The sequence below is a fragment of the Haladaptatus cibarius D43 genome (assembly GCF_000710615.1).
In the GTDB taxonomy this organism is placed as follows: domain Archaea; phylum Halobacteriota; class Halobacteria; order Halobacteriales; family Haladaptataceae; genus Haladaptatus; species Haladaptatus cibarius.
This window is the reverse complement of sequence record NZ_JDTH01000001.1, coordinates 203,365-217,377: the sequence shown is the minus strand read 5'-3', so window position 1 is coordinate 217,377 and position 14,013 is coordinate 203,365. Positions and strand designations below refer to the sequence as shown.

Genomic DNA, 14,013 nt, shown 5'->3' with positions numbered 1-14,013 from the left:
CGTTCAAGCACGATGTACCACCTGACCATTTTTCAACACAGTCTCGACCGTGTTCACGCCGAAGTTGTACGGAACGTGGACGTAGCTCGGAGCATCGAGAACGGCAATATCGCCCGCGGTACCGGGCTGAAGCGTCCCCGCGCCATCCGCCATATCCAGCGCCATTCCGGCGTGTTTCGTGCCCGCGACCAGCGATTCCTTGGGCGTTATGCCCATTTCGACGCAGGACAGAGACGCGGCGAAGCCCATACTCTGTGAGTAACAGTTTGGATTGAAATCCGTGGCAATTGCGACGGGCGCATCCGCGTCAAGGAACGCCCGCGCGTCGGCGAACTCGGCACCCAAACCGAAGGCGGTGCCGGGAAGGAGGACGGGCACGACGCCCGACTCGACAACTGCGTCAATGTCCTCCTGCGTGGCGTAGAGCAAATGGTCTGCGCTGGTCGCATCCAGTTCCGCAGCGAGTTGTGTTCCGCCGATGTGGGCGAGTTCCTCGGCGTGAACTTTCGGCGTCATGCCGTGTTCCTTGCCCGCTTCCAGCACGCGACGGGACTGCTCGACGGAGAAGACGCCCTCCTCGCAGAACACGTCGCAGAACTGCGCGATACCCTGTTCTGCGACTGCGGGAATCTGTTCTTCTACGACTTCGTCAACGTAGTCGTCCGCGTCCCGACCCTCGGGGATGGCGTGTGCGCCCATGAACGTCGGAATCACCTCTACGGGGTGCTGGTCGTCGGCGCGGGCGATGACGTCCAGCATCTGGAGTTCGGTTTCGGTGTCGAGTCCGTAGCCGGATTTTATTTCGACGGTGGTCGTCCCGTGAGCGAGCATCGTGTCGAGGTGCGAGAGCAGATTGGACAGCAGTTCCTCGTCGCTTGCCTCCCGGACTGCGCGGACGGTTCGGAGAATGCCGCCGCCCTCCGCGAGGATTTCCTGATACGTCTTTCCCTGCAGTTTCGCCTCGAACTCGTCCGAGCGGTCGCCTGCAAACAGGGCGTGGGTGTGCGGGTCGATGAAGCCCGGAATCACAGCTTTGCCGGTAGCGTCAACCGCGAACTGTGCATCCTCAGGCGAATATTCGCGGGTCACTGGGCCAGTCGCCCCGATTCGTGCGACTTCACCATCGACCACCGCGATTGCGGCGTCTTCATAGATGCCGAGCGATCCGTCCGCTTCGATAGTTACGATTTCCGCCGCGTCGTGAACGACAGCGGTGAGTTCTGCGTCTTCGCGGTCGGGTTCCGAATTTGGAGCGCTCATCTGCCACCTCCAAGTGTAGAGAGGAAGTGCGCGATTGCTCGCGCACCGGCCTTCGCCGTCAGTTCGTTTTCGTCCAGCGATGGGGCACATTCCACAATTTCGAAGCCAGCGACCCGCGGGTCGCTGGCGACCAATCGGAGCATCCGGAACAGTTCCCGGGTCGTGATTCCGCCCGGAGTCGGGGCGCTGACACCCGGCGCAAACGCGGCGTCCAGCACGTCCAAATCGACGCTGACGTAGACGGTATCCACGTCGCCCATTGACTTCAGCGCGGTGTCGATTGCGGAAACGGAATCCTCGCCGACTTCTTCCGCGGTGACGATTTCGCCACCTTCCTCGCGGACGAACTCGGCGTAGTCGGTGCTCGTCTCGAAGTGACGAACGCCGACGCAGGCGTAGGAAGCGAGGCCGCCGCCAAGGTCGGAGTCGAACAGTTGGCGGTAGGGTGTTCCGCTAGTCGGGGACTCCCGAACTTCGCGCACGTCGAGGTGGGCGTCGAAGTTGATGACGCCGAGCGAGGCGTCTTCCGTCAGCAGATGAACTGCATTCGCATAGGTGAGCGAGTTGTCGCCGCCGAGGAAAACCGGGAACACCGATTCGTCGTGGATTTTGCTGGCCGCAGTGTGGGCGAGCGATTGGGCTTCTTCCACCCATTCGGCGTTTTCGAGGTTGGCAACGTCGCCGAGGTCACCAAGCGATTCGATTGGCCCGGCGTCGAAGTGATGGGTTTTGATTCCCGAGAGTTGCTCGCGGAGTGCCGACGGCCCTCCGCTCGCGCCTTTCCTGCCGATAATCGCCCCGTCGTACGGTTCACCGACGAGGACAGCATCGAACTCGTTCGCAGTGTCGGTCGTTGCAGGTTCGACCACGTCGCCGAACTGCTCGTCGTTCGGGTCGGTAGACGTGCCCTCCCAGTCGAAAGTGTGGATAAAGTCGCTCATTCGCTATCACGCATCGGAATCGAGACGTTTGATTGTTCTGCTTGGTCAAGTGCAACGTCGTAGCCCGCGTCGGCGTGGCGAATCACGCCCATTCCGGGGTCAGTCGTGAAGACGCGACGGGCTTTTTCGGCTGCGAGGTCGGAACCGTCCAGCACGACGTGGTTGTTCGTGTGAAGTGCGTTGCCGATGCCGACGCCGCCGCCGTCGTGGACGGAGACGATGTCCGCACCCGCCGCGCAGTTGAGCAGGGCGTTGAGAATCGGCCAGTCCGCGACGGCGTCCGAACCGTCGCGCATGGCTTCCGTTTCTCGGTTCGGACTGGCGACCGACCCCGCATCGAGGTGGTCGCGGGTGACGACGATTGGTGCCTCGATTTCGCCGTCCGCGACGAGTTCGTTGATTCGAAGGGCGAACCGTGCACGTTCCGTGAGTCCCTCATCATCTCCGGCGGCGTCGCCGCCTCTGTTTCGATGTTCCTCCGAAACATCGTCCGTATCGTAGCCCAACCAGCAAACTCGGGATGGGAGTCCCTGAAATTCGACCTGCTCCTGTGCGAGGTCAATCCAGCGGTGGAGTTGCTCCTTTTCGGGGAACAGTTCGACCACTGCCTCGTCGGTTCGGTGGATGTCCTCCGGATTGCCCGAAAGCGCGGCCCAGCGAAACGGCCCCTTTCCTTGACAGAACAGGGGCCGGATATACGCCGGAACGAAACCGGGGAAGTCGAAGGCGTGTTCCATCCCCCGGTGTTCTTTCACCTGTCCGCGGATGTTGTTGCCGTACTCGAAGGCGATTGCGCCTGCGTCCTGTATGTCGAGGAGTCCCTGAACGTGGCGGGCCATCGTGTCCAGACTCTGCTCGACGTACTTTTCTGGATTCTCGGCGCGAAGTTCGTCGGCCTCGGAAACGGAGTACCCAGAGGGGTAGTAGCCTTCTAGTTCGTCGTGCGCGCTCGTCTGGTCGGTGATGACGTCCGGAACGAAATCCCTGTCGAGCATGCCCTCTAGCATGTCTGCCGCGTTGATGTGGACACCGACCGAATACGGTTCGCCCGCTTCTGCGGCCTCTTTGGCGTTTTCGATGGCTTCGTCCAAATCGTCCGTCTTCTCCATGCAGTACCCCGTCTCGATTCGGCGGTCGATTCGGGATTCATCGACTTCCGCCGCGATACAGACGCCGTGGTTCATCGTGACCGAGAGGGGTTGCGCGCCGCCCATTCCACCGAGGCCACCCGTGACGACGATTTTCCCGCGCAGGTCGCCCGCAAAGTGTTCGTCCGCAAGCGCGGCCAGTGTTTCGTAGGTTCCCTGAATGATACCCTGCGTGCCGATGTACGCCCACGACCCCGCGGTCATCTGGCCGTACATGATGAGACCTTTCGCTTCGAGTTCGTGGAAATGCTCCCAGTCGTCCCATTTGCCGACGATGTTCGAGTTGGCGATGAGAACGCGCGGAGCGCGCTCGTGAGTTCGAAAGCGCCCGACTGGTTTGCCGGACTGAACCAGCAAGGTTTCGTCGTCGTCCAGTTCGCGCAATTCGGCCAGAATAGCGTCGTAGGCGTCCCAACTGCGGGCCGCGCGGCCGGTACCACCGTAGACGACGAGGTCTTCGGGTTTCTCGCCGACGTCCGGGTCGAGGTTGTTGTTCAGCATGCGCAGGGCTGCCTCCTGCCGCCAGCCCTTACATTCGATGTCGGTTCCAGTCGGCGCGCCCTGATAGTCGTGCCACTGGGCGCTCGGTTCGCCGACGCCATGCGTCTCGGTTCCGTCGTTCGTTTCGGATTGCTCGCTCATTGTATGTCATACGCGCGCGAACCGCAAATACCTCAGGCCCCGCACGTGGAGGGCTGTTTAAGTATTCTCGACGGAAATCGAAACACGATGCACGAGGTTGTACTTCGAATCGAGGGAGACGGCGCGTGCGCGGCGGCCACTCGCGCCACCGAGACGACCATCGAACTCTGGTGTAACGACCACTGTGACCTCCTCCACATCAGCGGGCAGACAGGCGCAACCGCACTGGAACACCTCGAAGAACTCGTCGGAGTACAAGAACTACTAGTCGAGGGTTGCGAGCGATTGGCGATGACCGAAACCTGCCTGAAAGACCGCGAGACGGACACTATCGAATCGTTTCTGGCACGACACAGTTGCCTGCTCGTGCCACCGCTTCGGTACGCGGACGGCGAAAAATGGTGTCGGATACTCGCTCTGGATTCGAGCAATCTAACCGGACTGTACCGTGATTTGGTGAACGAGTTTTCCGTCACTGTTGAATCGAAACGCGAAATTGCTGGGGTACCCGGTGACAGACCACTGCTCACACCTGAAACCGCGATTGCCGACCTCTCGCCGCGTCAGCAGGAAGCACTCGTCACTGCACACGAAACGGGCTACTATCGGATTCCGCGGGAGACGACGACCGCTGAAATTGCCGCCGAAATGGAGATTGACCGCCGGACGTTCGAAGAACACCTTCGTCGCGCGGAGAACAAACTGGTCGATGGAATGGTCGCGTTCTACGGCGGCCGAACTCCCGTCTGACAAAACCTTAAGTAGTGGTACGCCACCAATATACACAACGATGGGCAACAAAAACAAAACCATCTCCTTCAGGGTCAACGAGGACGCCTTCGAAACCCTGCGGGAGATTGCGGAAAAGCGCGACATTTCGCTGTCGGCAGTGTTCCGCGACTACGTCGAGACGCTGGTCGCCCACGACGGAAAGGTGGAAGTCGTCCCCGAAAATCAGGTCAAAGACGACAACGAGAGTTCGTTCCCGCCAAAAATCGAGGTGCCAAAGAGTTTCGTCCGCGAACACGAACGCCTCGAACTGGAGGCCGAACATCTCCGCGACCAACTCCAAGAGCACAAACAGTACGTCCGCCATCTAAAGTCGAAAGTGGACGACGAAACCGAAGAGGAAGTCATCCACTTGGAGGAACTGGACGACGAGATAGAAAACGACGAGCCGTTTCGGCTGGGCTGAGTTGGTCGGGTCGGCTGACTGTGCCGATTCGATTGCTGTGGTTCTATTCGGGTTCCTTCGTTCAGATTACCCCGATAGCGAGTGTTTTTTCCGCCGAGCGAGCGCCTCCGCCGAATCGTCGCCCTCCACGTTGGCGAGTTCCTCAACGGCTTCCAGCGTCCGCACCGAATTGTCCAAAAAGGACAGCACGTCGCCTGAGTAGGCGTACACCATGTAATCGTCGGTCATCACGTCCACGATGGCATCCGGGCCGAGGCCACCTTCGCGCAGTTCTAACAGGTAGCGCATGAACTTCCGCTCCGGACAGCCACAGTACGGATTGCTCTGGCAGTCACAATCGAGGAAATCCTCGGCGAAATCGAGAACCCTGTCTCGCGTTGCGCCGTCCAGTTTTTGCATGCCGTCGCCCTGAAACAGGATGTCCAGCGTCGCACCCTTGAACGCCCCTTTCGGGATGTTCGTCTCCAACTGCGAGGAGATTTGGCGATGGTTTTTGACGTAGATTTTGTCCGTGATAGCCACGCTTGGTGGATTTGTATTCGGTTCTGCCGGATAAGCGTGTCGTCAACAGGAGAGATGGATGGAGGTGCCGAACATTTTTGAGATTCTGTATCGTCTGCTGGCATTGCAAATCACACCGACGAGACTGACAGTTCCCGACTCCAAATACCGCCACCGCATACGGACGAGTGCGCCGACCGCTGGCGCACTCGCCCTCGGCGCTCGCAATCGAAGCAGACCGCTTGCCTCGTACTCCCCCATCCCTCCCCGGGCATACGGACAGTTCGCGCAAAGCGCGCGAACTGTCCGCATCGCGCTTCCTAAAGGATGTGGAAATTCGAGGAACCAATTGCGAGTCCGGAAGCCATCGAAATCAAATAGTTTGTAGAAGTAATTGGAGCAATGACAAGTCTCTCCGAGCGATGGTTTAGCCGATTTTCCGACGACTGGGAAGACCCCTCGACTGCACGAGGATTTTTCGGCGGGTTATGGCAGATAGGGCTTCAAACCGTGCTGTTCGTGTTACTTTTCTACCTTAGCATCTCGATGGACATCGCAAAATTGGGAGGATGGTATCTCCCAAATGATTTCATACTCGCATTTTCGGTTCTACTCGGTATCCTGCTCGGTGGCGGACTAAACTATCTCCACTACACCCGAGAGCGATTCAAGCGACTCGGACGGACGTTTACGTACCGAATAACGATGATTATCGGAGTCTATGGTCTGTATGTGCTTCTTCTCTCGATACATTCATTTCACGGAATTATGTTCGCACTCGCCAACATCGTCGCCAAAATCCTTCTTCTCCTCGGAATGACAATATCCAGAAAACTGTAATCGCGGTCGATAGCTCAGTGTTCGCGCGTGACGACGAATTCCGCGAAATCGCGCAGATAGTCCAGCGCCTCGGAATCCGGCGCGTCAACTCGGTCAAGCGCAGCGAGGGCCGCGTCGGACTGCTCGTGGGCCAGTTCGTTCGCCTCGTCCGCGCTGAGGTCGGTGACCTGCACAATGGAGGGGCGGCCGATTTCCTCGTCCTGTCCCGTCGGTTTTCCGAGGTCGTCCGGGTCGGCAATTTCGTCCAACACGTCGTCTCGAATCTGGAACGCGACGCCGACACGCTCTGCGTACTCGCCGAAAGCGTCCACTGTTTCCGAATCTGAACCCGCCGCAATCGCACCGAGTTCGGCGGCGGCGCGGAACAGCGCCCCGGTTTTTCGGCGCGCGAGTTCCATGTACTCAGACCGGTTCGAAGGCAAATCGACGAGTTCCGAGGCTTCCCCCATGCCGAGTTCTATCATCGACTCGGCGACGACTTCCATCGCACGAGGGTGTGAGGAAAACAGTTCGAACGCTTCGCCGAGCATGCCGTCGCTGGCGATGATTGCCGGGCCGTAGCCGTATTCGGCCCACGCACTCGGCGTCCCCCGGCGCACATCCGAGCGGTCGATGATGTCGTCCACGACGAGCGATGCGTCGTGAACGAGTTCGACGCCGACGCCGAAATCCACGGCGTCTTCGGCGTCGCCGCCTGCTGCCTCACAGACCAGCATTGCAACCGTCGGTCGAACGCGCTTGCCACCCGAAAGCGCGGTGTGTGCAAGTTGTTCCGACAGTTCGCGTGGTTCGACCCGCGCTACGACCTCCTCCAATCGGTCTTCGACGAGCGTCCTGCGGGCCATCAGGTACTCCATTCATCTGTGCTTCAGGACGGGGGACGCAAATACGTGACGGGTTCAGTTTGCTGTCATCACGGCGCGAATCGACAAAAACGTGGGTTCGCGTGACACGCGCTCGAACGTTTCCGGAGCTTTCTCACGAAACGCCTCAGTCGGTTGGCTTCCCTCGATGCGGTCGAGTCGAAATCCAGCATCGAGCAGGGGATTCAGTATCGCAGACAGTGGCCGCCGATACGTTGGCACTTCGACCGGGTCGCCGAAACTCGTCCAGACCTCGCTCACGACTTCCGTCTCGAAGTAGTTCTCCGGGTCGAAATGGAAGTAATCCGCGACAGGGTGACCGGAGGAAAAGACGAGCAGGCCGTCAGCGCAGAGTACGCGTGCGAGTTCCGAGAAGAGCGAATCCCACTCTTCTACATAGTCGAACGCCAGTGAACTGTAGACGAGGTCGAACCGATTCGACTCGAAGGGCAGATCCTCGCCGAAATCGCATCGCAGAAATTCAGCGTCCTGTGCCCGCTCGCGCGCGTGAGAAAGCATTGCAGGGCTTGCGTCGATGCCAGTTACGTTCGCATCTTCGTCCAGCAAATACTCGGTCGTGATTCCCGGGCCGCATCCGGCGTCCAGCACCATCATTCCGGAAATATCGGGGAGCAATCCCTGCGTCGTCGGTCGTTCGAGGTCTGCGTTGAACGGTTTCGTCGGCGCGCGTTCGGCGTAATCGTCGGCCAGTTGTTCGTAGGCAGAGAGGGCCAGCGGTCGCTCTCGCTCGTCGGTCATACACTTCGCTCTGCAAGAACGGTGAAAAAGGTCGCTAGTTGAACTGCTCAAACAGAGAGAGCAGAAAAATCGAACGAGTGTTTAGCTGAACTTCTCGATGAGTTCCGGCACGACGTCGAACAGGTCGCCGACGACACCGTAATCCGCAATGTCGAAGATTGGCGCGTTCGGGTCGGTGTTGACCGCGATGATGGTTTCCGCGCCTTTCATTCCGGCGACGTGCTGCACCGCGCCGGAGATACCGATTGCGAGGTACACCTGCGGCGTGACCTGCGCACCCGACTGACCGACCTGCCGGTTCTTCGGAAGCCAACCGTTGTCCACGATTGGGCGCGAAGACGCGAGGGTCGCGCCAGTCGCCTCTACGAGGTCTTCGATGAGCGGGAGGTTTTCTTCCTCCTCGATACCGCGGCCGATACTGACGATGAACTCCGCTTCGCTGATGTCCACGTCGCCACTGCCGACCTCTTCGAATCCGGTGACAGTCGAGCGAACCGCGGATTCGTCAACTTCGAAGTCGAACGCGGAAACCTCGGCGTCACCGACGCCTTCGGCCTCCGGCCATTCTGCGCCACGAGTCGTGACGGCGAACTGGTCGCCCTCGACGTCTACGGTCGTCTCGACTTTCGACCCGTACATTTCGCGGGTCGTCGTGAGCGTTCCGTCGTACTCGAAGCCGATTACGTCGGTGACGAGTGGCAGGTCGAGTCGGTTTGCGACTGCTGGCGCGTAGTCCAGTCCGTTCACGCTGTTCGGCATGAGAACGAACGTCGGCGCGAGGTCGTTGTACAGCGCTTCTACGGCCTGCACGTACACGTCGTGGTTGAACTCTTCGCCGTTTTCGACAGTGTGAATCGCGTCCACGCCTTCGCGGTTCAGATTGTCCGCGAAGGAATCCACGTCGCCGCTGATGACTGCGAGGTGGAGGTCGCCACCTGCGTCGTCGGCGAGTTCGCGCCCGGCGGAGATGATTTCGAAACTCTCGTCGCGGAGTTCGCCGCGGCGGTGTTCCGTGATGGCGAGAACGTCGCTCATTCTGCCACCCCCTTCTCGCGGAGCACTTCAGCCAGTTTCCCGGCCGTTTCTCCGGCGTCGCCCTCGAAGATTTCTGCGTCACTCTCGCTTTCAGGTTCGTACATGTCGGTCAGCGTCAGGTCGCTCTCCAAGGTGTCGGCGTCGAGGCCGATGTCGGCGAGCGTTTTGGGTGCGATTTCTTTGGACTGGGCTTGTCGAATACCACGCAGGCTAGCGTATCGTGGTTCGTTGATACCAGTCTGGATCGTGAGCACCGCGGGGAGTTCCACGTCGGTCAGTTCCTCGACACCGCCCTCCAGTTCTCGGCGGACGTGCGCGACACCTTCGTCGGCGTCCATATCGAGCGCATTCACGACTGCCGCCCACTCGAAGTCGATGGCGTCCGCGAGCGCGACACCGGTCGAACCAAACGCATCGTCGCCCGCCTGCACGCCGGTCAGCACGATGTCCGGTTCCTCTTCCGCGACGACAGCGGAGAAAATCTCTGCTTTTGCTTCGGTGTCGAGCAAGTCAACGTCCTCGAACGACTCGTCCCAGACGCGAATCGAACGGTCTGCGCCTTTGGCGAGCGCCATCCGAATCGTTTCTTCCGAACGCTCCGGGCCGATGGTGACGGTGACGACTTCGTCGGCGATGCCCTCTTCGTTCATCTGAACGCCTTCTTCGACGGCGTAGTCGTCCCACTCGTTGAGGTCGTATTCGAGGTAGCGGTCGTCTACCTCCGTTCCTTCGACTTCGAAGTCATCCGCGAGTTCGGCGACTTCTTTTACGGTTACCAAGACCTTCATAATCAATTCCTTTCCGGGTAGCGGGTAAACGTTTTCGAAACGGCGAACAATGCACGAGCAGTACTATTCGGTTTTCTTACTCGTTTGAACCGGATTTTGGAGAAACTACTCGTTATCGAAGTCAGCGATGTCTTCGTCCGGGAGCGTGATGAGGTTTTCACGGCCGATTCTGAGTTTATCCACGCGGTCGTCGTCGTCCATCGCCGAGAGGAGTTGTGACACCTTCGCGTTCGACCAGTTCGTCTCCGTGACGATTTTCGCCTGCTTCATCCGGCCACCGTTCTGTTTCAGCAGGTGTTCCACACGCTCTTCGTCGGACAGCAGTTCGACATCCGGTTCGTCGTCCTCCGGTTCGGAATCGGAGACGACTTCACCACCCGAATCGTGTCTGGGTTCCGAAACCGTCGCAGGCGGATCGCCGGAAGGTGAGTCATCTGTCGATTCATCATCCCGCCGTTGCATCAGCACGTACAGACCGCCAATCCCGGTACTGACGACGAGCAAGAGCAGTACGATGTTCGTCGTGGAAAGAAACGGTTCTTCGTCTCCGTCGCCCGTTTTGGTGTACGTGACATCGATTTCGCGGGTTTCGGGGTTCAACGACATCGGCCCCTCCAACGCAACGGTTCCGTTGTTGTGGCCGTAGTTCGGCGAGTTCTGAATCCGATAACCGTCTGGCGATTCGATGATGAGTCGTTGATCAGCAGTGAGCGAATCGAGCCACGTCGATGAATCGCCGTCGAGCAAAAACGCATCCCGCAAAATAATTTTGTCACCTTCAACCTGTGTGAAGTTCGTCCAGACGAAAGAGAGCGATAGCGTGTGAGTCGTATTCCCCGGCGTGTACGTCCGCTCTACGTCGAGAATTTTCATTTCGCGGCCAGTCTCCGACTCCATCTGATCTGCGATTCGAATGAACAACTCCTGTGAGGGACCAACGTTTGTGCTACCCCGTTCGAAATCGTCGCCGAGTTCTTCGAAGGCGGCGGTTTCGTTCTCGTTTCTGGTGACGAACTCCATCGAAACATTCCACCGGGCATCGCCATCAGACTGTGGCGTAATTCGAATCGTGGTTCCATTCGTGGTCGTCTCTTCGGGTGTTGATTGGCTTGCAACCGTCCCATCGACACCGTTCGGCGTATCGAGGTTGGTCGAAGCCACCTGTCGTGTATCCGCCGCGGAAACAGCGGAACCCACGACGAGGAGGGTAAGGAAGACCACGAGGAGGGCGGAATGTAACCGCATACCCTTGTGTGGTCAATCGGGCAAGAAAATACTTTCCATCCGTGCGATAAAACATCAGCGACTGATTTGAATGATTTCCGTCCTTCTTAGCCGTTCATACAACTGCTTCGAAATCCCGTACGTATTTTAATGTGGAGGTACGTACAGCACTCACATGACCCGGGTGTTCCCCGTCGTATTCGCAGTACTTCTCGCCCTCACCGCGCCGACTGCTGCGTTCGAAACTGGGTCTGCGACCTCGATGCAAACCGGAGCGGACACGGATAGCGTAGTGACCCCACCGGGAGTCAACAACACGACCGCACAGTTGAGTCTTGACACTCCCGACCGCACCGGAACGGACACACCATCGACCAGCCTCGGTGCAGCGTTGGAGATGGATAGAAACAAGGTACAGACGGAGAGTCGGATATACGAACTCGACGAGAAGTTATCAAATTCGAACAACGACCAAAGCAGACACCACGAGCTTCGGCAGTACAGATTCGACATTGGGTCACGACTCTCGTCGTTGAAGTACACGGAACAGGAGATTCGAACGGAGTTCAACGACGGAGAAATATCCAGTGAAGAGTACATACGACGGCTCGCGGTGCTCCACGCGAAGGCGACGAACGTCAAGCGCTCGATACAGTACATGGAAGAGCGCGGGCAGGACGTTCCGCAGTTCACTCCAAGGGCGTGGCGACTCAGGGCGGAACTCATTCCCTTGGAAGGAGTCATTCGAGAGTCCGCGATAAACCAGTACAACGGACGAACCGAATCGCACACGATATACGTAGCCACGACGGATACAGGCGTCGTTCTATCGAGTATCGAAGGCAACCAGTACGTGAGAGAGGCGTATCTCTCCGAGAACAGAGACATAAACGGTACGAACCAACTGCTCGCTCAGGAAGCCCAGAATATCACAGAGACACAGTATCCGTGGGCACGAGAGAACAACGACGGAGAGATAAGTACGAACTCCAGATTTGGCACGGGGATCTTCGTGACCACGTTCCCGCACGAACAGGGAGTTATCGAAGCGGTTCTCGACGGAAAGACGGAGAAAATATTCCGAGAAACGCAGTACAGCTATCTCACTGGCGACAGTCACCTTCCATACGGAGAGGCCATCCAAAACGACACGATAGGCCACCAACTCACCGTCAACCGAACGTATCCCGGTGGCCCACTCCGAATCAACGCGACCGACGGAAACGGCAATGCGGTCGATAGTCGCATCTCGATTGGCGAGCGAGAGATCGGGAGAACCGGAAGCGACGGCGTTCTATGGACTGTCGCTCCGAGACGGAGCGTTACTATTTCCAGCGTGCACGGAGGCGCGCCACTCAACGTCACCGTTACTCCGTATGGATTGTCGCAATCGAACGAATCGGGTGGGACGCCGCAATCTGTCGTCACAGCCGAACATTGAAATAGCGAAACGGAACCATTCGGGTGCGTGTCGAACCGCGCTCTCTCACCTGTCGTCGCAACGGTTCTTTTACTCCTCGTCACGCTCGTCCTCGCGGGGACAATTGGCGCAGTTACGGTGCAATCGACCTCGCTTCAGGAACCGACGTATGCCGTCGTCGACGTTTCGGCTGATGCCGCCACGAACCGTTTGACGTTCGTTCATCGGGCGGGAGATTCGCTCGCCGTCGAATCACTGTCCGTTCATGTCCTCGTCGATGGGACGCCGCTGAAACACCAGCCGCCAGTTCCGTTCTTTTCAGCACACGGATTCCAATCCGGCCCGACTGGGCCGTTCAACAGCGCGACGAACGAAACGTGGGATGCTGGCGAAACCGCGAGCCTCGGAATTGCAGGGACGAACGCACCACTTCTCGAAACGGGGGACAGAGTCGTCGTTCGAATCGCCGTGGACGATACGGTCGTAACGGAGGTAGAGACAACGGCAGAATAAAACGGCGGTCAGTTTTGTTCTTCAGGCACGCGCGCGACGGTCGTGATGGCGATGTCGGGGTCGTACTGCGGCCCCATTTCGCGGTGGCGGATGTCCTCGTAGCCCGCTTCGCGGAACATTCGGTCGGCTTCTTCGCGGTCGTAAAAGAGCATTATCGAGTCCGCAACTTTCTGCATGACGCCGGTTCGAGGGTAGTTCGGGCCGACGATAAGCACTTGTCCGCCGGGTTTCGTCACGCGGCGAATGTCTCGAAGTGCTTCGACTGGGTCGGGCCAGTATTCGATTGAACCCGACGACCACACCACATCGAAGGAGTCGTTTTTGAACGGCAGTCGTTCTGCGTCACCGCGGTAGAAGCTGACAGGGTCGTATTTGCCGATTTTCGCCCACGCCTTTTCGAGTTGGTGGACGCTCTGGTCGAGTCCGTAGACGTTGTCCGTGTGTTCGAGCAGGCCTTCGGTTCCGAAACCGGTTCCACAGCCAACGTCTAAGACGTGGTCGTCTTCGTCGATGTCGAGCATCGACAGTGCCTCGGTTCGCATCTCTTCGTTCCAGATGAACGGATTGACCGTGTCGTACACCTTCGAGAGATATTTGTAGAAGATTCGTGCGCGACGTTTGTTTTCGAGGATACCCATTAGGCGGCGGTTGGGACTGGTAAGTCATGAATCCCCACCTTTTTCTGCGGTCGTGAGCCGAAAAGTGGCGCGATTCGCGCCACTCTTTGGTCGAACTCCCTAGAAAAAGGTGGGTCAAAAACCTCCTCACCCCCTCAGTCGCGTCTTCGACGCTCCTTCGAGGGATTCGTCGGTCCGCTCGCTCGTCGCGTTGCTCCTCGCTCACGGAGGGTGTGCTGGTCCTCTGGCGGTTGATTGGCCTGCCGA

The 14,013-nt window shown here is 58.6% G+C and carries 15 protein-coding genes; 5 read left to right on the top strand and 10 right to left on the bottom strand.

Annotated features, from left to right (window positions below):
- Positions 1-3: 3 nt before the first annotated feature.
- Genes hutI through hutU form a run of 3 tightly spaced genes read right to left on the bottom strand, consistent with a single transcriptional unit; the run spans position 4 to position 3,991 of the window.
- The gene (gene hutI, locus HL45_RS01115) at positions 4-1,260 is read right to left on the bottom strand and encodes an imidazolonepropionase (protein WP_049969276.1); all 1,257 of its coding nucleotides are present in this window, start codon (positions 1,258-1,260) and stop codon (positions 4-6) included.
- Entirely contained in the window at positions 1,257-2,201 is a 945-nt protein-coding gene (gene hutG / locus HL45_RS01110) for a formimidoylglutamase (protein WP_049969275.1), read from the bottom strand. Before hutG ends, hutI begins: the two co-directional genes overlap by 4 nt.
- Positions 2,198-3,991, bottom strand: coding sequence for a urocanate hydratase (gene hutU, locus HL45_RS01105; RefSeq protein WP_049969274.1), 1,794 nt, complete (start codon positions 3,989-3,991; stop codon positions 2,198-2,200). The genes hutG and hutU overlap by 4 nt, the downstream gene beginning before the upstream one ends.
- 87 nt (positions 3,992-4,078) lie before the next feature.
- On the opposite strand from hutU, the gene HL45_RS01100 reads away from it, so the two are divergent.
- Together HL45_RS01100 and HL45_RS01095 are read left to right on the top strand one after the other, a co-directional pair.
- Complete coding sequence (locus HL45_RS01100) at positions 4,079-4,741, top strand: helix-turn-helix domain-containing protein (RefSeq protein WP_049969273.1); 663 nt, start codon at positions 4,079-4,081, stop codon at positions 4,739-4,741.
- Positions 4,742-4,781: 40 nt separating this feature from the next.
- On the top strand, positions 4,782-5,186 hold the full coding sequence (locus HL45_RS01095; protein WP_049969272.1) for a ribbon-helix-helix protein, CopG family: 405 nt from the start codon (positions 4,782-4,784) through the stop codon (positions 5,184-5,186).
- 66 nt (positions 5,187-5,252) lie between these two features.
- On the opposite strand, the gene HL45_RS01090 is transcribed toward HL45_RS01095, so the two are convergent.
- A complete protein-coding gene (locus HL45_RS01090; protein ID WP_049969271.1) occupies positions 5,253-5,708 on the bottom strand; it encodes a DUF5814 domain-containing protein in 456 nt (151 codons plus the stop codon).
- 381 nt (positions 5,709-6,089) lie between these two features.
- Between HL45_RS01090 and HL45_RS01085 the strand changes: the two genes are divergently transcribed.
- Complete coding sequence (locus HL45_RS01085; protein WP_049969270.1) at positions 6,090-6,527, top strand: hypothetical protein; 438 nt, start codon at positions 6,090-6,092, stop codon at positions 6,525-6,527.
- 14 nt (positions 6,528-6,541) lie between these two features.
- On the opposite strand, the gene HL45_RS01080 is transcribed toward HL45_RS01085, so the two are convergent.
- The 5 genes from HL45_RS01080 to HL45_RS01060 form a co-directional block, all read right to left on the bottom strand.
- Entirely contained in the window at positions 6,542-7,384 is an 843-nt protein-coding gene (locus tag HL45_RS01080) for a polyprenyl synthetase family protein (RefSeq protein ID WP_049969269.1), read from the bottom strand.
- Between the two features lie 42 nt (positions 7,385-7,426).
- Positions 7,427-8,149: a class I SAM-dependent methyltransferase gene (locus HL45_RS01075; protein ID WP_049969268.1), complete on the bottom strand. Its 723-nt coding sequence runs from the start codon at positions 8,147-8,149 to the stop codon at positions 7,427-7,429.
- Between the two features lie 81 nt (positions 8,150-8,230).
- Entirely contained in the window at positions 8,231-9,184 is a 954-nt protein-coding gene (locus tag HL45_RS01070) for an electron transfer flavoprotein subunit alpha/FixB family protein (protein WP_049969267.1), read from the bottom strand.
- Positions 9,181-9,972, bottom strand: coding sequence for an electron transfer flavoprotein subunit beta/FixA family protein (locus HL45_RS01065; protein WP_049969266.1), 792 nt, complete (start codon positions 9,970-9,972; stop codon positions 9,181-9,183). The genes HL45_RS01070 and HL45_RS01065 overlap by 4 nt, the downstream gene beginning before the upstream one ends.
- Before the next feature lie 105 nt (positions 9,973-10,077).
- Entirely contained in the window at positions 10,078-11,217 is a 1,140-nt protein-coding gene (locus HL45_RS01060) for a helix-turn-helix transcriptional regulator (protein WP_233274654.1), read from the bottom strand.
- 154 nt (positions 11,218-11,371) lie between these two features.
- On the opposite strand from HL45_RS01060, the gene HL45_RS21545 reads away from it, so the two are divergent.
- The gene (locus HL45_RS21545; RefSeq protein WP_233274653.1) at positions 11,372-12,637 is read left to right on the top strand and encodes a DUF7094 domain-containing protein; all 1,266 of its coding nucleotides are present in this window, start codon (positions 11,372-11,374) and stop codon (positions 12,635-12,637) included.
- Positions 12,638-12,664: 27 nt separating this feature from the next.
- On the top strand, positions 12,665-13,129 hold the full coding sequence (locus tag HL45_RS01050; protein ID WP_049969265.1) for a type IV pilin: 465 nt from the start codon (positions 12,665-12,667) through the stop codon (positions 13,127-13,129).
- Between the two features lie 8 nt (positions 13,130-13,137).
- On the opposite strand, the gene HL45_RS01045 is transcribed toward HL45_RS01050, so the two are convergent.
- Complete coding sequence (locus tag HL45_RS01045; protein WP_049969264.1) at positions 13,138-13,767, bottom strand: methyltransferase domain-containing protein; 630 nt, start codon at positions 13,765-13,767, stop codon at positions 13,138-13,140.
- Between the last annotated feature and the right edge of the window lie 246 nt (positions 13,768-14,013).

Excerpts from the sequence above, each read along its gene's own strand:
- HL45_RS01075 (WP_049969268.1), bottom strand. The coding sequence starts at position 8,149 with ATGACCGACGAGCGAGAGCGACCGCTGGCCCTCTCTGCCTACGAACAA.
- HL45_RS01045 (WP_049969264.1), bottom strand. The coding sequence starts at position 13,767 with ATGGGTATCCTCGAAAACAAACGTCGCGCACGAATCTTCTACAAATAT.
- hutU (WP_049969274.1), bottom strand. The coding sequence starts at position 3,991 with ATGAGCGAGCAATCCGAAACGAACGACGGAACCGAGACGCATGGCGTC.
- HL45_RS01065 (WP_049969266.1), bottom strand. The coding sequence starts at position 9,972 with ATGAAGGTCTTGGTAACCGTAAAAGAAGTCGCCGAACTCGCGGATGAC.
- HL45_RS21545 (WP_233274653.1), top strand. The coding sequence starts at position 11,372 with ATGACCCGGGTGTTCCCCGTCGTATTCGCAGTACTTCTCGCCCTCACC.
- HL45_RS01070 (WP_049969267.1), bottom strand. The coding sequence starts at position 9,184 with ATGAGCGACGTTCTCGCCATCACGGAACACCGCCGCGGCGAACTCCGC.
- HL45_RS01100 (WP_049969273.1), top strand. The coding sequence starts at position 4,079 with ATGCACGAGGTTGTACTTCGAATCGAGGGAGACGGCGCGTGCGCGGCG.
- HL45_RS01085 (WP_049969270.1), top strand. The coding sequence starts at position 6,090 with ATGACAAGTCTCTCCGAGCGATGGTTTAGCCGATTTTCCGACGACTGG.
- hutG (WP_049969275.1), bottom strand. The coding sequence starts at position 2,201 with ATGAGCGACTTTATCCACACTTTCGACTGGGAGGGCACGTCTACCGAC.
- HL45_RS01080 (WP_049969269.1), bottom strand. The coding sequence starts at position 7,384 with ATGGAGTACCTGATGGCCCGCAGGACGCTCGTCGAAGACCGATTGGAG.
- hutI (WP_049969276.1), bottom strand. The coding sequence starts at position 1,260 with ATGAGCGCTCCAAATTCGGAACCCGACCGCGAAGACGCAGAACTCACC.
- HL45_RS01060 (WP_233274654.1), bottom strand. The coding sequence starts at position 11,217 with ATGCGGTTACATTCCGCCCTCCTCGTGGTCTTCCTTACCCTCCTCGTC.
- HL45_RS01095 (WP_049969272.1), top strand. The coding sequence starts at position 4,782 with ATGGGCAACAAAAACAAAACCATCTCCTTCAGGGTCAACGAGGACGCC.